This window comes from Paenisporosarcina indica, from assembly GCF_001939075.1.
In the GTDB taxonomy this organism is placed as follows: Bacteria; Bacillota; Bacilli; order Bacillales_A; family Planococcaceae; genus Paenisporosarcina; species Paenisporosarcina indica.
Genome location: NZ_MPTA01000001.1, coordinates 600,671 through 622,964 on the forward strand (window position 1 = coordinate 600,671; position 22,294 = coordinate 622,964).

Here is a 22,294-nt window from a genome sequence, read left to right on the forward strand (position 1 = left end):
CTAAATTGTGAGTTGATCCTATATGGTAAGTCCTACTTATGCAGTCGTCGATATAGAAACAACGGGTCATTCACCTGCAAAAGGGGATCGGATGATTCAATTTGCTGTTGTTTTTGTTAGAGACTGGGAAGTTCAATCTACATATACAACCTTTATACAACCTGGTAAAAAAATTCCGTTTTTCATTCAAGATTTAACGAATATCGCGGATGAAGATGTACGTGATGCACCGATATTCGAAGATGTTGCAGATGAAATTTTTAACATGCTTGAAAATTGCATATTCGTTGCACATAATATTAATTTTGACTTTTCTTTTATTCAAGCGGAATTTAAACGTATAGGGTATCCAACATGGAAATGCAAGAAAATAGATACCGTGGAATTGTCGCGTTTACTTTTTCCGACTTCCTTTAGTTATAAACTACAAGACATTACATTAGAACGTGGGATCCAACTTGCAAACGCACACCGTGCAGATGATGATGCATATGCCACAGCAGAACTACTTATTGAATGTAAGAAAGAAATAGAAAAATTGCCCATTTTAACACTAGAACATATTCATAAACGCTCATTCCATTTGAAATATGATATATCTTCGTTATTTTTTGAAGCTCTTCAGAAAAAGAGGAAAATGGCAAAAACTGAAGAAATCGATGTCTATAAAAGGATTGCCCTTCGTAGAAAAATAGTTCAGACAAGCAGCGAGGAAACGTCAAATACGTATCCTGAAACGAAAAACCAAAAAAGATTGTTCTTTTCACAAGGGTTACAAGATTTCAGTGAACGCGAAGGACAATTTCAAATGATGGATGCCATTTGGCAAACTTTCAATACCAATAATGAACTAGCAATAGAAGCATCTACTGGTGTTGGTAAATCCTTAAGTTATTTAGTACCAGCCTATTTTCAAGTGAAGAAACATGGCAAGAAAATCTTGATTAGTACAAATACGACACATTTAATGGAGCAACTGATTGATGTGGAAGTACCAAAATTAGAATCAATCGTCAAAGGCAAGGTAAATGTTGCTGTATTAAAAGGAGCGAGGCACTATATTGACCTGCACCGTTTTGAGGAATTATTGCGTGCTGAAGATGAATCCTATGACGACACATTTGCTATTTGCCAACTATTAGTTTGGCTAACTCGGACAGAAACAGGGGATGTTGAGGAATTAAATGTTTCAAGTGGGGGTCAATTTTTCTTAGATAAAATAAGAAAAAATGCATTTTCAGCGAAATACAAAGAAGTCAAAAACCATGATTTCCACTCATATGCATTGGCTCACAGTCGTCATGCCGACCTACTTATTACCAATCACGCCATGCTGTTTACGGATCAAAATCGGTTGGAGTCACTCTTAACGAATGATATAGGAGGATTTATTATTGATGAGGCACATCAATTCGTCCAAGCAGCAAATTCACGTGAAGAACGAATATTTTCCTATACACAATGGAAGTATATATTCGGTCAACTTGGAACGACTGACCAAGAACAATTAACTTCTTCTTTATCAAATGTTCTGCAAAATCATGGTGTTGATGCAATTCCACTTTTAGAAGAACTTGATCGTGCTTATATTCGTTGTAGCGAAAAATTTGATGAAGCAGTCCAATTGTTGGTGCAAAGTATAAAACGAAAAGGCCAAAGTAAATCGCAATCCAAACAAACGATTTTACTCGATGACTTAGAACTTGATTATGATTTGTTAAATGAAGTGTATCAACATCTGCATCGCTGGTGTAAGTTAGCACAAAGTTTGCATGAAAGACTGTCCAAAAGTTTATCAGATTCAACACATACAGAAAAGTTAATAGCAGCTGAATGGCAATATTGGATCAATGAAATGAAAATCAAAACCGGTGAATGGATCGATATTTTCTTATCAGAGCGTAGCAACTATTCTGTTTGGATTGAGCTTGATCGCCGAAGTATTCCAGGAAGTTTGCATGTCTATAAGAAACCGATTGATAGTACAAATGCAGTGAATCAAATATTCGAAGAATGGAGAGGGCAAACAGGGATTGTTTGGACATCAGGTACACTTACTGTCCCTGGGAATAGTCGTTTTATCGTGAACCAACTAGGACTTCCTGAAACGGTACCAATCAAAACGTATGCGGCCCCAAATGATTTTTATAAAGGAGCTAATTTGTTTGTCGTCGATGATATGCCTGATATTCAACATGTATCGCAGTCTGATTTTATTGAAGCTGTTGCAGATGCGGTAATTCAAACTGTACTCATAACAGAGGGTCGATGTTTTGTCTTATTTACCTCTCAAGATATGCTTAGGAAAACAGTTGAGTTGATTCAGGATACGGGCTTACTAGAAGGCTATATGCTATTTGCACAGGGAATGACATCGGGGAGCAGAATGAAGTTATTGAAGTCATTCCAACGTTTTAATAAGTCTGTCTTATTTGGAACAAATAGTTTTTGGGAAGGCGTAGATGTTCCAGGGGAAGCCTTGTCCGCAGTAGTCATGGTTCGCTTACCTTTTTCTTCACCCGAAGAACCCGTATTCAAAACTCAAGCTGAACGGTTAACCAAACAGGGGATCAATTCGTTTTCTGCATTTGCACTTCCAGAAGCAATTCTGCGATTCCGTCAAGGATTTGGTCGATTAATTCGTTCTTCAACAGATAGAGGCGTTTTTATTGTACTGGATCGACGAATTGAATCGAAGTCATATGGCCAAGAATTTATTCGTGCGTTACCGAATATTTCAGTGAAGAAAGTATCCTTAGAAGATATGGTCTTAGACCTCGAACATTGGTATAATAAGAAAGTATGAGCGTAGAAAGTAGGGTATTCAAATGGAAAGCAAAATTGAAGTATTATCAACAGTAACGGTTGACTATCAATCAGACTTGTATAAAGTTGTGGACGCCTTAAATCGAACGTTAAAAGATAAAAATTTAATGTTCGGTCTTGCACTCGATAAAGACAATCATGAGAAAGCCGTTTTTACAATTTACAAAACGTAGGGTGCTATGATGAAAAAATGGGTAATTTTTATTAGTGTATTTATTATATCTCTCAGTCTGGTTATCAGTATATTTGTCATTTGGACTGCGGGACAGCCATTTAAAGATGTAAAAGACAAAGCTGAACAAATCGCAATCAGTGAAAATAAGCTAGTTCAAGTAACTGATTCAGAAGTTTTCAATGGTAAGCACACCTATACTACAGTTAGTGGGAAAGATGAAAACGGGATCGAAAAAGTCGTATTCATACCCACAACAAATAACAAAGAACTGATCATCGAAGAAGTACAGATGAAAGATGGCATTTCAAAGAACCAAGCCATAAAAATCGTACAAGATGAATTCAAAGTCAAAAAAGTGCTACATACAAAACTCGGATGGGAACAAGACAATGCCATTTGGGAAATCACTTTTTTGAATGAAAATGACAAACTGAATTACGTTTACTTATTATTTGAAAATGGAAAATGGTGGAAACGTATTTTGAATTTGTAAAGGGGACTATTTATTATGAAACTGCAATTAGCGAATCGAGTTCATACTCTAACGCCATCGACTACACTTGCAATTACCGCAAAAGCAAAAGAATTAAAAGCACAAGGTATTGATGTGATTGGTCTTGGAGCGGGAGAACCCGATTATAATACGCCACAAAACATCTTAGATGCCGCTCTTAAATCAATGAATGATGGCCAAACGAAATATACGCCGTCTGGCGGTTTACCAGCCCTGAAAAAGGCGATAATTGATAAGTTGCAGCGAGATCAAGGTTTAACATATGAACCATCTGAAATATTAGTCGGAATTGGTGCAAAACACGTACTATTCACATTGTTCCAAGTATTATTGAATGAAAAAGACGAAGTAATCATTCCCATTCCATATTGGGTAAGTTATCCAGAACAAGTGAAGCTTGCCGGTGGAGTGCCAGTTTATGTTGAAGGTACAGCTGAACAACAATATAAAATTTCAGCACAGCAAATAAAACAGGCCATAACTGATAGAACACGTGCCATCATATTGAATTCTCCAAGTAACCCAACAGGTATGCTGTATTCTGAAAAGGAATTAATAGAAATTGCTGATGTGTGCAAAGAAGCGGACATTTTGATTATTTCGGATGAAATTTATGAAAAGTTAATTTATCATGATGCACAACATGTTTCGATTGCACAAATTTCAGACGATGCAAAAGACCGTACAATCGTCATTAACGGCGTGTCTAAATCACATTCCATGACCGGTTGGCGCATTGGATATGCAGCGGGGAACAAGCAGTTGATTAATGCCATGACTGACCTAGCAAGTCATTCTACTTCAAATCCAGTGACAACCTCGCAATATGCGGCGATTGAAGCTTATAATGGAAGTCAAGATACTGTAGAAGAGATGCGGGTTGCATTTGAATCACGCTTAGAAATTATTTATCCAAAAGTTGTGGCAATCCCTGGTTTTAGAGTAATCAAACCTCAAGGTGCATTTTATCTATTGCCAGACGTTTCAGAAGCTGCACGCATGACAGGGTACGATTCAGTGGATGCATTTGCAGAAGCCTTATTAACAGAAGCAAATGTAGCTGTTATTCCAGGTTCAGGCTTTGGAGCACCTTCAACGATTCGCTTATCATATGCAACTTCTTTAGATTTACTTGAAGCAGCTGTAGAACGAATTCATTCTTTTGTACAATCAAAATGGCAAAAAGACTTGCTGTAATTTATGGAGGAACTTATGAAAAAAATTATGATTCAAGACATGTCGAAACACCTAGGTGAAACAGTAAAATTAGGTGCTTGGTTAGCTAACAAACGATCTAGTGGAAAAATTGCTTTTTTACAACTGCGTGACGGCTCAGGGTTTGTACAAGGAGTCGTTGTGAAAGCAGAAGTTTCAGAAGAGCTATTTGCAAAAGCAAAAACAATAACTCAAGAAACTTCTATGTATGTAATTGGCGAAGTGACAAAAGATGAGCGTTCATCTTTTGGTTTTGAGATTCAAGTGAAAGATATCGAAATTATTCATGAAGCTGTGGATTTTCCCATTACTCCAAAAGAGCATGGGACAGAATTTCTAATGGACAACCGCCATTTATGGTTGCGTTCACGTAAACAACATGCCATTATGAAAATTCGTAACGAGGTAATTCGTGCCACTTATGAATTCTTCAATGACAATGGATTTTCAAAAGTGGATCCTCCGATATTAACTGGTTCTGCACCGGAAGGGACATCTGAACTATTTCAAACTAAATATTTTGATGAAGATGCATACCTATCTCAATCTGGTCAACTATATATGGAAGCTGCAGCGATGGCACTTGGAAAAGTCTTTTCATTCGGACCAACCTTCCGTGCAGAAAAATCTAAAACACGCCGCCATTTAATTGAGTTTTGGATGATTGAGCCTGAAATGGCCTTTACAGAATTTGATGAAATCCTGGAAGTGCAAGAACAGTATGTTTCTTACATTGTTCAATCAGTATTAAAAAATTGCCAATTAGAATTAGAGCGTTTAGACCGTGATGTGACGAAACTTGAACATATTCAAGCGCCATTTCCACGTATTTCATATGATGATGCGATAAAGTTATTACATGAGAAAGACTTCAATGACATCCAATGGGGGGATGATTTCGGTGCACCTCACGAAACCGCGATAGCGGAACACTTTGAAAAACCGGTATTTATCACTCATTATCCAGTTGGTATTAAACCGTTCTATATGCAACCTCACCCAGACCGTGAGGATGTAGTATTGTGTGCCGATTTAATCGCACCTGAAGGTTACGGTGAAATAATTGGTGGTTCAGAACGCATTCACGACTATGATTTAATGAAGCAACGTATAGAAGAACATGGTTTAGATGAAAAAGCATATGCATGGTACTTAGAGCTTCGTAAACAAGGTTCTGTACCACATTCTGGTTTTGGACTGGGACTTGAACGAACAGTAGCATGGATCAGTGGTGCTGAACACGTTCGTGAAGCAATTCCATTCCCACGTTTATTAAACCGTTTATATCCATAAATAGAACAATATCTAATAACAAAGGAGAGTTCAGGTATGCAACAGCAACAACCAGATCGGCTCCGTATGTGGACAGAGCAGGGAAATGTAACCATTTCCCAGCTCTTTTTTCTACATTACAAGAAGTGTGACATCCAAGATGATGAAGCATTACTAATTCTTCATATGCTAGCGTTTATTGATCAGGGAAACCATTTTCCGACCCCGGTTGATTTAGTAGAACGGTCTCATTTCTCCCATGAACAGGTGAGCCGTCATATGCAAAGATTATTCCAAAAGGGCTATTTAACCATTCAACAACGATATGATGAAAAAGGGGTTCTTTTTGAAGCATTCTCATTTCATTCGTTGTGGAATCGCATAATAGATTTATTATTGACAGAGAAAAAGGAAGAACATGAATTGACCCAAAAAGACCATGAAGGCGAGATATTCCGATTATTTGAACAAGAATTTGGCCGGTTTTTGTCTCCAATGGAAAGTGAAACGATTTCGATGTGGATGGATCAAGATAAACAGTCACCAGAGCTTATTCGTGCAGCATTAAAAGAAGCTGTTCTTGCACAAAAAATGAGTTTGCGTTATATTGATCGTATTTTATTTGAGTGGAAAAAGAAAAACGTCAAAACATTGCTTGATGTTGAAAAACAAGCGAATCAATTTCGAACAGTTCCCGAACGAACATCGGCACCTGCACAAAAAACAAATAAAGTTCCATTTTATAACTGGTTGGAAGAACGAGATTAAGGAAGTGTTTGTATGCTAACAAAAGGACAATGGGAGTATTGCTTATCTGAAATGGATCAAATGTTTCCCGATGCACATTGTGAACTTGTTCACTCAAACCCATTTGAATTGACGATTGCAACATTGCTTTCAGCACAGTGCACTGATGTGCTCGTAAATAAAGTTACACCTGGTTTGTTTGCTAAGTATCAAAAGCCTGAAGATTATTTAAGTGTCTCTTTAGAAGAGCTTCAGAATGACATCAGGTCAATCGGATTATTTCGTAATAAAGCCAAAAATATTCAAGCTCTATGTCGAATAGTGATTGAGCAATTCACGGGAGAGATTCCCGCAAATCGTGATTTGTTAACCACATTACCAGGAGTTGGTCGAAAGACAGCAAATGTTGTGTTGTCTGTTGCATTTGATATTCCTGCTCTAGCAGTCGACACACATGTAGAACGCGTGTCAAAACGCTTAGGACTTTGTCGTTGGAAAGATTCCGTTCTTCAAGTGGAAGAAACCATCATGAAAAAAACACCAATGGACAAGTGGTCAAAAACACATCATCAACTCATTTTCTTCGGTCGTTATCATTGCAAGGCCCAGAATCCTCAATGTCCAGTTTGTCCTCTTTTATCATTATGCCGAGAAGGCAAAAAACGAATGAACAAAAAGTTGGGTTCCGTTTGATCCAATTTGATCCCAAAAGGGCACTAAAAGCTCAAGTAGACGACATAGTAAGTGCGTGGATTCCATTACGACAAAGTATTCTTGATTCTCATAAACAAAGGAAAAAAGAGTCCAAAAACGACATGATGATTGGAATTAAGCTGTATGAGAAGTTAATCATTCTAGCTTCAGAAACATCAATTTTCGATGTTCATAAGATAAAAGATTATGAAGTTCTTCCGTTGAATGGAGAGGAACGCTATTTGTTTATCATTAGAAAGCCAGATCACTATGCTGCTTTTTGTCAACTAGATGAATTATTTGAAGAAACACAGAAGAAAATTGCAGGTTTACGCACTAGAAAATAAAAAAGGGCTGTCCCAAAAGTCATAGAAAATGACTTTTAGGGCAGCTCTCTTCATATTAATATTTCCAGTTATAATAATATGCTGCTTTCCGTTCCAACGTACTTTCATGTTTTGAAGCTAGCTTAGCGATGCAGAAACAGGCGGATTCGTTCCGTGGTGCGGGCGGTGAGCCCGCAGGAGTCGCCGCCTTCCACTACAATCTATAAAGTGTTTAAAAATCAAAGGGTATATACAACCTAGCTAAATGAATACAAAATTTAAAACTGTTTATGAATAATTACAATTAATGGCTAAGAAGAAATATAAAGGTAGGGAAAATTTCTTAGTGAAAGAAACAGCAGTTTTATTATATCCTCAATTCAGAGAATATGAATTAAGTGTAGCATTATCCATTTTAATGCAAGGAAATAAACCAATTGTTACTGTTGGATTAACCAAATAATTGATTAAAGGTGAGTCGGGATTATCTTGTATAGCTGACTCATGCTTTGATGAAATAAACCTTGAAGAGATAGATAGTCTATTATTACCGGGCTGTATGGACGTTATGTCTCTAATGGACGAAGAAAGACTTTTTGAGTTCCTTAAAAAAGTGACTACAAAAGAAAAAGTGATTGCAAGTATATCTAGTTCTCCTTTTCTTTTAGCAAAAGCAGGTATTTTAAGATGGAAAAAATATACTGTCGGGATGACTGAGGAGGATAAGGAGAAGGTGGGTGTATTTTGAGAAAGAGAACTATTCAGATGAAATGGTAGTGCAAGATGGAAACATAATTGCAGCAAGAGGGAGAGGGTTTATTAGATTTGGAATTTATTTAGGGAAAGCGTTAAACCTTGAATTTGATGAAAGATGGTATCAAGAATAATTTCAGATTCATATTAACTAAAAAGTTAATTAGGTGAACAAACGGTTGCCATGAAAGGCAGCTTTTTTTATTTAGTAATAATGTCGAGTACTACCTAATTGGGTGTTATGCGCTATACAAATTGGTTCACGTATTGAATCGAGGGGGTTGGGGGACGAATCAACCCGTTTTCCAACTAAAATGACAGGTATGTTGAAGAAGGATACTTTTAATAATATAGAGAAATAAGCAAAGCATGTGGATTTTCTATTTAATAACGGGATCGTTTAATTAAATAAAGAATAATTAATGATATAATTTATTTGAATATTTAATTAAAAGGGAGGTTTTACTTTGAGGAAATTATTTATTCTTGGAGCAAGCGGATTGGTTGGGAAAGCATTGGTTGAAGAATGCAAAGACGGTTTTGATATTTATGGAACCTACTCTTCATCAGCTTTGAAAATGCCTGAAGCTAATCAGTATCGATTACAGATTAATGAAATTGATAAGATGAAAGACATAGTTGAATCAATAAAACCTGACGCAGTAATCTCATGTTTGAGGGGTGATTTCGATCAACAATTGATATTTCATAAAGAGTTAGCTTTAATAATAAAAAATATAGAAAGTATATTATACTATTTTTCAACTGCCAATGTTTTTGATGGGGATTTTTCACAGCATCATTCAGAGTTAGACACTCCTAACGCAACTTCACCCTATGGGAAATTCAAAATTAACTGTGAAAATACATTGCAGGAAATATTAAATGAACGTGCAGTTATTCTTAGAATACCTCAAATATGGGGAGAGAAATCTCCGAGAATGGATATTATTAAATCTGGAATCGAGAACAATCATATTGATGTATATAGTAATTTAGAATGTAATAATCTATCCGATACGTTACTAGCAAAACAGTTAAAATACATTATGGAAAATAAACTTAACGGGATTTTTCATCTTGGTTCTGTAGATATGATGACACATGAAAGATTTATTGGAAAATTAGCTAAAAGTCTTACTTACAAAGAACTTCATTTCAACCATAGCTTGTTTCAACAAATTACTGATAACTGTTATTTTGGGTTAAAAAGTTATAGAAATGATATCCCTAAGAGTTTGCAACAGACAAACGCGGAAATTATTTCAGATTTAGTTAGTTGAGTATGGAGTATGAAACCATTGGCGTTGTCGCGCCTTCGGTTTTTTATTTTGCCTTACTGTTCTCAAACTTAATTCATCCATCTTATTTTCATTTTCTTTTCCATTGCTAACTGAAGGTAATCACTTCCTCATCCATGTGTTATGTCAACCTACTGTGGTTTTACGGAAGGATCATCCAGTCACTTGATTAACTAACGGGGCTTTTTTTGAACAAAAATGTTTAGACTATATCCCAAAAATCCCTATTTTTTATTATACTTAATCAAGAAAGAATTAAATAAAATGCAAGTGGGGTTCTGGAATGGGCTTATTTTTTGAAAAAAGGGTGAAAAAGAAAAGTTCAAAACCATTTATTATTTTAAAAATTTTACTCGTCATAATCAGCTACTTTCAAGGAAAATAAGTGAAAACATAAAAACAGGTGGAGAAAAACGACTCGTTTTTCTTCACCTGTTTCATTTTAGGAACTTATTAGACAGCCCCTTTTTTATTATTGGCTAAGTAAAAGAATGCTGTTTAACTTAGCTTTATCTTTAAGGAGTAGGCGTAGGCGCACCGTCTCCTCCAGTTTCTGGTGGAGGTGGAGGTGGAGGTGTGGTTCCATCTTCAGGATTATCAGACGAACCGCCTTCATCTCCATCATTATTGCCATTGCCATTGCCGTTGCCATTGCCATTGCCATTGCCGTTGCCATTGCCATTGCCGTTGCCATTGCCGTTGCCATTGCCATTGCCATTGCCATTGCCATTGCCATTGCCGTTACCGTTGCCGTTACCTTCACTGCCATTATTACCTTCGTCTTTACCTTTATCATCCCCTTGTCCCTCGCCATTACCTTCGTCAGGATTTTCATTCTCACTTTCATCAGGTATTTCGGCTGCTTGGATCTCAAGAGTTGTTGTTGCAGGTGAGCTTCTAATTTCATCTGCTATTGCCACCACGGAAAATGTATACGTGCTTCCTGGTGCAATACCAGTAACGATTAAGCCTTTTTCACCTGTTGTTTGAAGAACAGTAGGGCTACCGCCATCCACTGAAATGGATACTTCAAAAACTACGTCTAATTCATTGCCATCGCGTTTTGGTGCTTTGTGTTTCCAAGATAGGGTAGCTGAAAGATCGACTTCACTATAATCTGCGTTAAGTTTAGTCGGGCTATCCACTTCAATTTGTTCAAATTCATCCGAAACTTTTGTAGGTTCAGTTCCACGTACAAATAATTCAGTACGTCTTAAGTTTTCAGGCGTAAATTCACTCGCTAGACGAAGAGGGGAAGTACCAACCTCTACAGTAGCCTCTACAACCGAGTTTGGACGCTTGAATCGTGGTGTATCTTTTCCTTCAGATACGTTAGACATTACGTCTTTGAATACGTGTTGTGCAAAAAGACGTTCATCTTTATTATAGGTATTAATTGCATTTCCACGTTTTTCATACCCAGTCCAGATCGCAATGGAGTAATTGGTTGTATAACCCGCAAACCAAACGTCTGGTGCAGCACCTTCACTTAAATTATATTTGGTGAACTCTTCGGATGAATAGTTAGTTGTTCCAGTTTTACCTGCTACATCTAAGCCGGAAATGGCTGCAGCTCTACCAGTTGCTCCATTTCGATCTCCAACAACATCTCGAAGCATATCTGTGACCATAAATGCTGTTGAGTCTTTCATGGCAGGTGTTGATCTTGGTTTGAAAGTTTTTTTAGTTTCACCATCACGATAGACGATTTCACGAATCGAATATGGTTTAGAATACATGCCAGAATTGCCGAATGCAGCAAAAGATGCGGCTAAATCAATTGTATTGATGCCATTGGTAGCACCAATCGCTGCAGATTCATTTGCAATAAAGTCACCAGTAATACCTAAATTATTGACAAACTCTTTTCGATCTCCTTGATCCACTTCTTTAAAAGTTTTCACTGCTGGAATATTACGTGAACGGTACAATGCTTCACGAATCGTCATGGAACCCATGTATTTGTTGTCGACATTGTAGATTTGTTGATCTGAATTTGAGTATGTCATTTTCTCATCAACAATTGTATGTCCGGTAGACCAATCTAAATATTCGATGGCAGGTCCATAGTCCATAACTGGTTTAATTGTCGAGCCAACCCCACGGTCTGTTCGGTCTTGTGCAAAGTTCAAGCCGCGTTCTGAACCAAAATCTCGGCCTCCACCGACAGCTACTATGGCTCCGGTTTTTGTATCCAATACGGTCATACCTGCTTGCATGTTTTCAGTCGGAAAGTTTTCTCCTTTTAAAGCAGTTTCAACAGCAAGTTGAGCCTGTGGGTCAAGGGTAGTATAAACTTTTAATCCGTCTGCTAATGAGTCTCCTTCACCTTTTTGTTCAATTTCGTTTAATACAATATCTAGGTAGGCAGGGAACTTGGTTGTATTCGATACTTGACGATTTTCTTCAGCTATTAAACCCTGTGTTACAGGTATCGCCTGAGCGGTTTCCATCTCTTCTTTTGTAATTTTCCCATGCTGCTCCATTAGACGGAGGACGATGTTGCGACGCTTCTCGGCAGCTTCAGGATGTTTAAAGGGATTAAAGTTGTTCGGACTTTGTGGCATACCAGCTAACATAGCCATTTCGTGTAATTCCAAATCTTTTAATTCTCTACCGAAAAAGTATTTCGATGCAGTTCCAATTCCATAAATGTTACCTGACATCAATACTTTGTTGAAATACATTTCAAAAATCTCTTCTTTATCATATTTTCTTTCCAATTGGAACGCTAAATAGGCTTCCTGTGCTTTTCGTTTTAGTGTTTTTTCATTTTGTAAAAACGAATTTTTAATTACTTGTTGGGTTAATGTGCTCGCACCTTGAGCCCCAAAACCGTCCGTGATATTGGCAAGAATGGCTCCACCTAATCGATAGAAGTCCATTCCACTATGCTTGTAAAAACGGACATCTTCAGTTGCTAAGATTGCGTCTTCCATTTCTTTTGGAATTTCTTCGTAAGTTACGGAATCACGATTTTCTTTTCCAATAGTAGCAAATACTTCAAGATTTTTATCATAAAATTCTGATGATATGGGATCTTTTAATGACTCTTCATCTAATTTTGGAGCAGAACTTGCATAGAACGCGAATAGTCCGGCACCAAATAATAAACCAGCTAAACCGATAATAAGACAGGAAACGAAAATCCGCTTGAACCACATCTTAGTCGAGCTTTGCTTGGTTTTCTTTTGTTGTTGTAATTGTTTTCTTCGTTGTCCACGAGAGTTTACTTTTTCGCTCACGAACGTCTCCTCACTTTCACTGCTCTGCAGAATTCTCTGAGAGCATTCTTGTTACGCCTTGTAAATAGTCAATAGGAGGAAATGCTCCTGGTACTATTTCAAAGGCGTGTTGTTCAAAAGATTCGAACGGTATGGATTTCCGACCACCTTTACTCATTTCATTCCATGCAGTGATTAATGGAAGAAAAGGTAAAATAAAATAACGGTTAATCAATGAAAATCGTACAATTAAAAAGCTCAGACCTTGTTGTTCAGTAACTTGCCACATATGGGATATTTGATGTTCATGGATATTCTTTAATGGAAACGATGTTTTATTTTTTGTTTCTTTTGCTTCAAAGTCCACATGAATCCCTTGCCATATTCCATTGAAATCGGTTGTAGAAGCCGTACGATAATAGGCTTCCTTAATAACAGCTGCACTTCTGGATGGATACTCCACTTTGACTACTTGAATTGGTACAGGTTTTTTATGGATGACGGCAATCCCTTGTTGTAAATAGTATTCATTTGTTTCGTTGATCTCATCCTCTAATGTCTTTCCCCGATTACTAAAAGAATAATCCTTTTTTGTGCGATTCTCATTATACCTTTTTTCAGGTCGATAGATTTTCCCATTCGGGTATTTAATAGCCATGCTCGTCACCTCGCATATCAGTGTATCATACCTCATCATACTAGACGCGTATGTTTTCAATTAGGTTTCATTCCTTTTATGTCGAATTACAAGAAGTATTAGCTTAATCCTTCTTGTTTTGTCGTCGTTGAAGGTATTGATTCAGATATGTAGAACATCACTACAATTGGAGGGATTCGCTATGAAAAGAATTGAAGAATTAATTGAACAACTATCTTTGCTAGAACATATTTTAGAAGCTCGATTCTTACAAGAAAGATCAAATCAAACACAAATGGTAATAGACAAGGGGTACCAGCTGGGACAAGCATTAAAGGAAACAGAACAATCAATGGAATGGAATATCTGTTCGCGTAAAAGTGGTTAATCCCACTTTTTTTTGTTACTATTAAATGTAGCAAAGGAGCTGCTCCCATGACTTTAATCGAACAAACGACATTGATATTAAAAGAAAGTCAATCCTGTTTATCCCGTCATTTAGAAATGCGGGAAAAGGACACAACTCCCGATTTCTTTACGGTGGTAAAGCCCCATGCTGATCAGTGGCAAGCCTACTTACTTGGCTGGAGAGAACAAGCGAGAATTTGGATAGAAGCATACCGTCCGAAACATATGAGAATTCAACAAATTGATGCGGCTATTGATGCATTCAATCAATATGTCGTTCAATCATTTTATAAAGAGACTGGTAAAAAAAGATTTGCGCAATCCATACAATCAACTTGTTACACGTTGCAAACATTTATACACGCTATAGAGCAAGAAGGTGAAAAGATTGATCAAGAAAAAGGCAATCGCTGAACTTCTAAGTGAATGGAAACAAGACCCTGTCATGCGTGAACGCATCGTTCACTGGCATACCATCGAAGAAAAAGAGGCCATGCTATCCGACTTCCCAATAGATTTGGATTCTTCTATTAAAGAAGCACTAAAAGAAAGAGGAATTAACCAGTTATATAGTCACCAGCGTTTAGCTTTTGATATTGCAAGAGAAGGACATTCATTTACTGCAATTACACCGACCGCTTCGGGAAAATCACTTTGTTATCATCTGCCTGTATTGCAATCAATAATTGAAGATCCATCTTCACGTGCACTGTACCTGTTTCCCACTAAAGCACTGGCACAAGATCAAAAATCGGATTTGAATTTATTGATTGAACAAATGAAACAAGACATCTTAAGTTATACATATGATGGAGACACTTCTCCTGCTATTCGTACGAAAGTGAGAAAAGCAGGTCACATCGTATTAACGAATCCTGATATGTTGCATTCTGGCATTTTACCACATCATACAAAATGGGTTTCGCTGTTTGAGAATCTGAAATATATTGTAGTAGATGAACTGCATACCTATAAAGGGGTCTTTGGTAGCCATGTTGCCCATGTGTTACGCAGATTAATTCGTATATGTCATTACTATGGAAGCAACCCTGTATTTATATGTACATCCGCTACCATTGCTAACCCAAAAGAATTAGCTGAATCATTGACAAATGAAACGCATAAACTGATCGATCAAAATGGTGCACCCTCAGGTAAAAAGAACTTTGTCTTTTATAATCCCCCAATCGTTCATCCAACTTTTGGTGTACGAAGAAGTGCTATTTTAGAAGTGAGGGACATAGCAAAGGGGCTCTATAACGAAGGAATTCAGACGATTATTTTTGCGAAAAGTAGAGTACGTGTAGAAATGTTAGTAACCTATCTAAAAGAGTTAACAAAAAAGAAAATTCATGATGACACAATTCGTGGGTATCGAGGTGGCTACTTGCCTTCGGAACGAAGACAAATTGAAAAAGGACTGCGTGAAGGGTCTATCCGAACGGTCGTAAGCACCAATGCGTTAGAACTGGGTGTTGATATCGGTCAGCTGCAAGCATGTATTATGACAGGCTATCCTGGAAATATTGCAAGTGCTTGGCAACAGGCTGGTCGCGCTGGACGCAGACAAGATGAAGCATTAATCTTATATGTCGCACAATCCACAGCACTTGATCAGTATATTGTTAATCACCCATCATTTATTCTTGGTCAGTCTCCTGAAGAAGTACGCATCCATCCAGATAATTTAGTCATATTAATGGACCACTTAAAATGTGCTTCTTTTGAGTTGCCATTTAAAACAACGGATCAATACGGAGAGTTTGAAATTCAAGAACTTCTTGCTTATTTAGAAGAAGAAGGGATTTTGGTTCGTACATCTGATAAATGGCATTGGATGAGTGATCGCTTTCCTGCACATGAAATAAGCCTACGCTCTGCTTCACAAGAAAATGTCATCATTATTGATCAAACGATTCCAGCAGCGACAAAGGTAATTGGGGAAATGGATCGATACAGTGCGATGACCTTGTTGCATGAAGAAGCGATTTATTTGCATCAAGGCATTCAATTCCAGGTTGAAAAGTTGGATTGGGATGAGAAGAAAGCATTTGTCCGAGAAGTGGATGTTGATTACTTTACTGATGCCAACTTAGCAGTTGAATTAAAAGTAATGAGTGAAGATCAAGAAAACTCGTTTGAAAAAGGATCCGTGTTTTATGGAGATGTTTCCATTTTAGCGATGGCTACAATTTTTAAGAAAATACGTTTCGACACACATGACAATATTGGTTCGGGTCCGATTCAATTGCCTCCTGAAGAGTTGCATACTTCTTCAAGTTGGTTGAGCTTTGAAAGACCTCTCGGTTGGACAGATGCCATGTTAACAGATGCGATGACTGGTACAGCCACATCTATTGCTTCATTCATTCCGTTATTCGTCCATTGTGACCGACGTGATATTCATGTGGTACCGCAAGTGAAATCAATTCATGCTGAACTCCCAACATTCTTTGTTTATGATAGTTACCCTGGTGGAATCGGCATTAGTGAACGTGTCTATGAAGTATGGCCAGAACTGCTTTCTCATGTAGAACAGCATGTTAACGCATGTCCTTGTGAACAAGGGTGTCCGGCATGCATAGGTCCACAAGAATCAATCGTGGGTTTGAAAAATGAAGTGTTAAAGCTGCTTGCCTATTTGCGATTAGAAACAAAAGGTGAAATCGATGTCATATGAAAAAAACCTCTTGCAAATGAAAAAATTGATTAAGAAAAAGCCAGCGAAAGCTCAATCGCTGGCTCCTTTTGTCATTCCTCCTAAACCTAGGTATACAGAAGACTGGGAAAAAGCAGGATTAACAGTGATTGAAAATGACTTTGGCGTCGTTTTTGAGAAAAAGAAAATATATAAACCAAACCAGATCCATGGCAAATTCCAATTGAATGAAATATTTGAAGCTTTTAATTTGTGGAATTCTTTCCAGGGAGTTCATCCGATTTCTACGGATAACCACCAGGTCGTGTTTTTTGACACAGAAACGACGGGGTTAAAAGGTACGGGAACATATATTTTTTTGATTGGCAAACTTGTGTGGAAAGATGGACATTTTGAGATGACTCAACATGTTTTAGCTGATCCCAGTCATGAAGCTGCCTTTTTATTTGCATCTGAATTATGGAAACCTAATCTATCTGTCATCACTTATAATGGAAAAAGTTTTGACTGGCCTCAACTACAAACACGTTGGACATTGAATCGAGAACATTTACCGAAGTTGCCAGATCCTTCGCATATTGATTTACTCCATGCATCGAGAAGAGTATGGAGGGATGAGCTCAGTCAGTTCAAACTGACTAAAATAGAAGAAGAGAAACTGGGATTCAAGAGAGTCGGAGATATCCCTGGACATCTCGCACCGATTATTTATTTAGATGCAGTTAAAAGCGGAAATCCAGCCACATTATTAAAAGTCTTACATCATAATGAATGGGACATAATGTCGCTACTGACTCTGTTTATCCATACAACCAAACTGCTTTTACAAGAAGAGTACAAAGACACTGTTGTGACATCCACCAATATTGGAAAATGGTTTTTTGACTTAAAAGCATTTGAAAAAAGTCAAAATGTTTTTGAACAGATTACAGATCAATACGACCCAGTCCAAGCGGCACGTGCATTTTACTATTTAGGTTTTGAATATAAAAGACTTAAGCAAGTGAATAATGCGTATAAAGCTTTTGAACAATCACTTGTTCACTTACAAGATGTCTTGAAAATAAAGGCATACGAAGAATTAGCGAAAATAGCTGAGCATTTCCAAAAAGAATACGAAGTAGCTATTTGTCACGTGGAAAGTGGACTCATTCTTATTAATAACTCAATTCAACTAAATACAAACCAAAGAATACGCCTTTCAGAAGCATTTAATAAACGGGGAAAAAGAATAAAAAAGAAACAAACTATTTCCTGGGAAAGCGCAGGTTTCGACAGAAAATGAGCTGGAGAAATCAACCTCAAATCGTTCTTTATGCTATAATAAATCTATACCTGTAACTAGGGAAGGACGATGTATATGGATACGAAATTAACGCCAGAAATCATTTTGGAAAAAGAATTCAAAACTGGTCTTCGCGGATACAATCAAGATGACGTGGATCAGTTTTTAGATGATGTTATTCATGACTATGGAACTTTCATGCAAACAATTGAATCTTTAAAAACAGAAAATAAACGTTTAAAAGAAGAACTAGAGGAAGCTCCAAAGCGTCAAGTTACAGCACCAGTTTCTGGCACAACAAATTTTGATATTTTAAAACGACTATCAAATCTCGAGAAACATGTTTTTGGCAGCAAGTTGTACGAATAATAGAACATCAGTGTAATGGTTGTTTAACGCAACAATATCAAGTATAATGAGGAAACCAATTAGGAAATTCAGGTAATCGCTGCAATGCTAGACATTGTAGAGGAAAGTCCATGCTCGCACGGTTCTGAGATGACCGTAGTGTTCGTGCTTAGCCAAAAAATAAGCTAAGGCAGTGTTACAGCTGACGGCGGGAACAACACCTAAGTCTTCGGATATGGTCTAGGTTCTCTGAAAGTGCCACAGTGACGGAGCTGACTCGGAAACGTTTCAGGTGGAACGAGGTAAACCCCACGAGCGAGAAACCCAAATTATGGTAGGGGCACTCTCATGAAGGAATTGAACGGATTGAGGGACAGACTTTGTCTGTAGATAGATGATTACTACTCACTTGTACGAGGCGTAAGCCGATTGAGTACGTGATAACAAAACATGGCTTATTGGATTTTCTAATGGTTCAAAGTGATTAATCAAGCTCTCCACTAATACGGAGAGCTTTTCTTAATAAAAAAACATAAATTCAACTGAATTTTTATATGATAAGAAAGGATGAGAAAATGACAACTCATCGCTTAGTTGCTACTTCTGCAATGGGATTAGAATCCATTGTAGCTGATGAAGTAAAAGCTTTAGGATATGAAACGAAAACTGAAAACGGTAAAATTCATTTCGAAGGAGATGAACGAGCAATCGCACGTGCCAATATGTGGCTTCGTGTTTCAGACCGAGTAAAGATTATTGCTGGTGATTTTAAAGCCACAACGTTTGATCAATTGTTCGAACAAACCAAAGCAATTCCATGGGAGCAATATTTACCTGTGGATGCTGCATTTCCAGTTCAAGGGAAATCTGTTAAATCAAAATTATTTAGTGTACCGGATTGCCAAGCAATTGTTAAAAAAGCGATTGTTGAACGACTAAAATTAGCTCATAAACGGATTGGCTTTTTAGATGAAACAGGTGCTACTTTTAAGATTGAAGTGAGTATCTTAAAAGATATCGCAACGATTACCATTGATACAAGTGGTGTGGGACTTCATAAAAGAGGATACCGATTGGGTCAAGGAGAAGCACCTTTAAAAGAAACATTAGCAGCCGCTTTAGTGTACATCTCTAAATGGAATCCAAATCGACCGTTTGTTGACCCATTCTGTGGTTCCGGTACGATTGCAATTGAAGCAGCCATGATTGGTCAAAATCTTGCTCCTGGGTATAATCGCGAATTTCTTAGTGAAGACTGGCCTTGGATGTCTAAAAAGATTTGGGATGAAGTACGTTTAGAAGCAGAAGACTTAGCGAACTACGACCAACACTTAGACATTACAGGTACAGATATTGATCCACGAATGATCGAAGTTGCATCCAATAATGCAGTTGAAGCTGGATTCGCGGATCTAATTCACTGGAAACAACGTCAGTTACGTGATTTTACGACAACTTCACTTGATGGAGTCATGATTGGTAACCCTCCATACGGTGAACGTATCGGTGAAAAAGAAGAAATCGAGCAAATGGTTCAAGACATGGGAAGCATGATGGAGAAGCATCCAACTTGGTCTGTTTATATGTTGTCTTCAATGGAAAAATTTGAAGAACATTATGGTCGAAGAGCTACAAAAAAACGTAAGTTATTTAATGGATTTATCCAAACGGAATTCTATCAATATTGGGGTCAAAAGTCGCCTCGTGCATAACACATTAAACGGATAGGACAACCTATCCGTTTTCTTATCGTTTGAAAGGAGATATTTATGAAACAAACCTTACCATTCACTCTATCTAAAGACCGATCTTTTTTTGAATCACTCGGCGATTGGATGGGTGATGTCCTATATGATGAATTACCTGAAAAAGGATTTGAATGTCGGGATGAGCAAATTTTTATGGCATATCAAATTGAAAAATCATTAAAAGAGAAAAGTGTTCTATTTGCTGAAGCTGGAGTCGGTACAGGAAAAACTATTGCGTATTTACTACCTGCAATCTCTTATGCCCGCTATACAGGGAAGCCTGCCCTAATATCTTGTGCAGACGAAACTCTTATTGATCAATTGGTCAAAAAAGAAGGCGATATCCAAAAGCTTCAAGATACTTTAGGCTGGAACATTGATGTGCGTTTAGCAAAGTCACGCAATCAATATTTATGTATTAAACGTTTGGAAACAGAACAAAAAACAAATGAAGATGACTTTATTGAACAAATAGAAGATGGAATGCCGGACTTTGTTTATGGACATCAGTCCCTGCAAGCTGTTTATCCATACGGTGAACGAAGTGCTTTTCCAAATGTCAGTGATGAAGATTGGCAAAAAGTGAATTATCATCCGATACAACAATGTGGTGTATGTGACATGCGTAATCGTTGCGGTCAAACCATTCATCGACAAAATTACCGTGAAGCGGGAGATTTAATCATCTGTTCACATGATTTCTTAATGGAACATATATGGACAAAAGAATCGCGTTTGCGAGAAGGACAAATGCCATTATTACCTGATGTTTCTATGATTGTTTTAGACGAAGGTCATTTATTGGAATTTGCAGCACAGCGTGCATTGACATATGAAGTACAAAGTCAAACCCTTGTATCGTTAATCGACAAAGTAGCACAAGATGGTGTCCGTGAAAAAACGTTGCGATTAATGGAAAATCTACAAGACTTACATGATGATTTCTTTAAAGAATTACTGGAGCATTCTTATGGTGAGGATGGGGAACGACTGCATATTACAAAAACCGAAAAAGTTCTGCAAATCGGACAACAGCTAGTCCATATTGTAGATCAATTGCTTGAAGAGTTTGTATTCGAATCTGAACTGTATACGATTGATGAATACGATCTTCGTATGTTTGAAGAGTATTTAGAGCAATATGTATTTTCATTGCGATTGTTTGTTCAGAACGGGGAAGCAGTGGATTGGTTAGAAGAAAAAGATGGAATTGAGACTCTTGTCATCATGCCTCGTCTTGTGACAGATATTTTGAATGAAAAACTTTTTTCAACTAAATTACCTGTCGTTTTTTCTTCTGCAACGTTGTCCGTTAATAAAGACTTTTCATATATTTCGGATACTCTGGGTATTGATCAATTCCATTCGTTTAGTGTCCCTTCACCATTTGATTATGAAGAGGTCATGAAAATATATGGCCACTCATGTGAAATCGATACGAAAACGCAAAAAGCAAAGGCTTTATTAGCGCAATCATCAGAGCCTACCTTGATATTATTTAAAACGAAAAATGACATGGTTAATTTTGAACAATCGCTTACTTTTGAAGAGAGGCAGCGCATTGTATTTGAAGGCGAACGTGAATTATCATCAATTGTCCGTGATTTTCAGTCTGGTAAAATTTCAACTTTATGTTCTTATCATTTATGGGAAGGACTTGATTTACCTGAGGAGGCACTGACACGCGTAATCATTTTTGATTTACCTTTTCCTCCGAAAGATCCTTTGTTTGATGCAAAACGAAAATTCTCCAACAATCCTTATGAAGAAGTGGAACTACCATTTATGTTACTTCGACTTCAACAAGGAATGGGACGCCTGATTCGAACATCGGAAGATCATGGTTCGATTCACTTATTGCTTTCGGTAGATGAAATGAAATTAAGCGACACATTTAAACATGTACTTCCTGTAGAGGTTACTTGGATATAGATTTAATAGATTGCCTCGATTGTCTAAATGATTTAGACAATCGGAGTAATCTTTTTTTATTGGAAAATATTAAATTGGGGACGACCCCGAACCCAGAGTTCAAAGCTTTTCCTACCCTATATAGATATCACTGAAAAAGTTTACCATTATAGACTGGACAAAATATCCCCTATTATAACGCTTCGGCACTTTATAGATGCTTCCCCCGAGAAGCCAAGAGAAAGTAATTGT

The 22,294-nt window shown here is 37.4% G+C and carries 21 protein-coding genes and 1 other RNA gene; 20 read left to right on the top strand and 2 right to left on the bottom strand.

Annotation, left to right across the window (positions count from 1 at the left end; genetic code table 11):
* The first annotated feature begins 22 nt into the window (after positions 1-22).
* From dinG to GY23_RS02930, 12 genes are all read left to right on the top strand, one after another.
* Positions 23-2,806: an ATP-dependent DNA helicase DinG gene (dinG, locus tag GY23_RS02885; protein WP_075617699.1), complete on the top strand. Its 2,784-nt coding sequence runs from the start codon at positions 23-25 to the stop codon at positions 2,804-2,806.
* A 22-nt stretch (positions 2,807-2,828) separates the two neighbouring features.
* Positions 2,829-2,999: a YpmA family protein gene (locus GY23_RS02890; RefSeq protein ID WP_075617700.1), complete on the top strand. Its 171-nt coding sequence runs from the start codon at positions 2,829-2,831 to the stop codon at positions 2,997-2,999.
* Between the two features lie 9 nt (positions 3,000-3,008).
* Entirely contained in the window at positions 3,009-3,494 is a 486-nt protein-coding gene (locus GY23_RS02895; RefSeq protein WP_075617701.1) for a cell wall elongation regulator TseB-like domain-containing protein, read from the top strand.
* Positions 3,495-3,509: 15 nt separating this feature from the next.
* Complete coding sequence (locus GY23_RS02900) at positions 3,510-4,712, top strand: pyridoxal phosphate-dependent aminotransferase (protein WP_075617702.1); 1,203 nt, start codon at positions 3,510-3,512, stop codon at positions 4,710-4,712.
* A gap of 15 nt (positions 4,713-4,727) precedes the next feature.
* On the top strand, positions 4,728-6,023 hold the full coding sequence (gene asnS, locus GY23_RS02905; protein WP_075617703.1) for an asparagine--tRNA ligase: 1,296 nt from the start codon (positions 4,728-4,730) through the stop codon (positions 6,021-6,023).
* A gap of 36 nt (positions 6,024-6,059) precedes the next feature.
* Complete coding sequence (locus tag GY23_RS02910) at positions 6,060-6,770, top strand: DnaD domain-containing protein (protein ID WP_075617704.1); 711 nt, start codon at positions 6,060-6,062, stop codon at positions 6,768-6,770.
* 12 nt (positions 6,771-6,782) lie between these two features.
* Positions 6,783-7,442, top strand: coding sequence for an endonuclease III (gene nth, locus GY23_RS02915; RefSeq protein ID WP_075617705.1), 660 nt, complete (start codon positions 6,783-6,785; stop codon positions 7,440-7,442).
* A complete protein-coding gene (locus tag GY23_RS02920) occupies positions 7,439-7,789 on the top strand; it encodes a YpoC family protein (protein WP_075617706.1) in 351 nt (116 codons plus the stop codon). The genes nth and GY23_RS02920 overlap by 4 nt, the downstream gene beginning before the upstream one ends.
* A gap of 286 nt (positions 7,790-8,075) precedes the next feature.
* Positions 8,076-8,231 (top strand): hypothetical protein, encoded by a 156-nt coding sequence (locus tag GY23_RS18640; RefSeq protein ID WP_245827549.1) that lies wholly within the window; start codon positions 8,076-8,078, stop codon positions 8,229-8,231.
* The gene (locus tag GY23_RS18645; RefSeq protein WP_245827551.1) at positions 8,232-8,516 is read left to right on the top strand and encodes a DJ-1/PfpI family protein; all 285 of its coding nucleotides are present in this window, start codon (positions 8,232-8,234) and stop codon (positions 8,514-8,516) included. It begins immediately after the preceding gene.
* The gene (locus GY23_RS18650; protein ID WP_245827553.1) at positions 8,506-8,655 is read left to right on the top strand and encodes a type 1 glutamine amidotransferase family protein; all 150 of its coding nucleotides are present in this window, start codon (positions 8,506-8,508) and stop codon (positions 8,653-8,655) included. Before GY23_RS18645 ends, GY23_RS18650 begins: the two co-directional genes overlap by 11 nt.
* Before the next feature lie 333 nt (positions 8,656-8,988).
* The gene (locus GY23_RS02930) at positions 8,989-9,804 is read left to right on the top strand and encodes a sugar nucleotide-binding protein (protein WP_075617707.1); all 816 of its coding nucleotides are present in this window, start codon (positions 8,989-8,991) and stop codon (positions 9,802-9,804) included.
* Positions 9,805-10,337: 533 nt separating this feature from the next.
* Here the strand turns inward: GY23_RS02930 and GY23_RS02935 are convergent.
* Together GY23_RS02935 and recU are read right to left on the bottom strand one after the other, a co-directional pair.
* Positions 10,338-13,067 carry a PBP1A family penicillin-binding protein gene (locus tag GY23_RS02935; RefSeq protein WP_075617708.1) on the bottom strand — a complete coding sequence of 910 codons (2,730 nt, stop codon included), beginning with the start codon at positions 13,065-13,067 and terminating at the stop codon, positions 10,338-10,340.
* Between the two features lie 16 nt (positions 13,068-13,083).
* Positions 13,084-13,704 carry a Holliday junction resolvase RecU gene (gene recU, locus GY23_RS02940; RefSeq protein ID WP_075617709.1) on the bottom strand — a complete coding sequence of 207 codons (621 nt, stop codon included), beginning with the start codon at positions 13,702-13,704 and terminating at the stop codon, positions 13,084-13,086.
* Between the two features lie 181 nt (positions 13,705-13,885).
* Between recU and GY23_RS02945 the strand changes: the two genes are divergently transcribed.
* The 8 genes from GY23_RS02945 (at position 13,886) to GY23_RS02980 (ending at position 22,063) form a co-directional block, all read left to right on the top strand.
* On the top strand, positions 13,886-14,071 hold the full coding sequence (locus GY23_RS02945) for a hypothetical protein (protein ID WP_075617710.1): 186 nt from the start codon (positions 13,886-13,888) through the stop codon (positions 14,069-14,071).
* A 47-nt stretch (positions 14,072-14,118) separates the two neighbouring features.
* Positions 14,119-14,505 carry a DUF1798 family protein gene (locus GY23_RS02950; RefSeq protein WP_075617711.1) on the top strand — a complete coding sequence of 129 codons (387 nt, stop codon included), beginning with the start codon at positions 14,119-14,121 and terminating at the stop codon, positions 14,503-14,505.
* A 31-nt stretch (positions 14,506-14,536) separates the two neighbouring features.
* The gene (locus tag GY23_RS02955; protein ID WP_075618217.1) at positions 14,537-16,771 is read left to right on the top strand and encodes a DEAD/DEAH box helicase; all 2,235 of its coding nucleotides are present in this window, start codon (positions 14,537-14,539) and stop codon (positions 16,769-16,771) included.
* A complete protein-coding gene (locus tag GY23_RS02960; protein ID WP_075617712.1) occupies positions 16,761-18,035 on the top strand; it encodes a ribonuclease H-like domain-containing protein in 1,275 nt (424 codons plus the stop codon). The genes GY23_RS02955 and GY23_RS02960 overlap by 11 nt, the downstream gene beginning before the upstream one ends.
* Positions 18,036-18,110: 75 nt before the next feature.
* A complete protein-coding gene (gene gpsB / locus GY23_RS02965; RefSeq protein ID WP_139311060.1) occupies positions 18,111-18,404 on the top strand; it encodes a cell division regulator GpsB in 294 nt (97 codons plus the stop codon).
* A gap of 64 nt (positions 18,405-18,468) precedes the next feature.
* Positions 18,469-18,846: RNase P RNA component class B (gene rnpB, locus GY23_RS02970), an RNA gene on the top strand.
* Between the two features lie 112 nt (positions 18,847-18,958).
* Complete coding sequence (locus GY23_RS02975) at positions 18,959-20,095, top strand: THUMP domain-containing class I SAM-dependent RNA methyltransferase (protein WP_075617714.1); 1,137 nt, start codon at positions 18,959-18,961, stop codon at positions 20,093-20,095.
* Between the two features lie 57 nt (positions 20,096-20,152).
* On the top strand, positions 20,153-22,063 hold the full coding sequence (locus GY23_RS02980; protein ID WP_075617715.1) for an ATP-dependent DNA helicase: 1,911 nt from the start codon (positions 20,153-20,155) through the stop codon (positions 22,061-22,063).
* Positions 22,064-22,294: the final 231 nt, after the last annotated feature.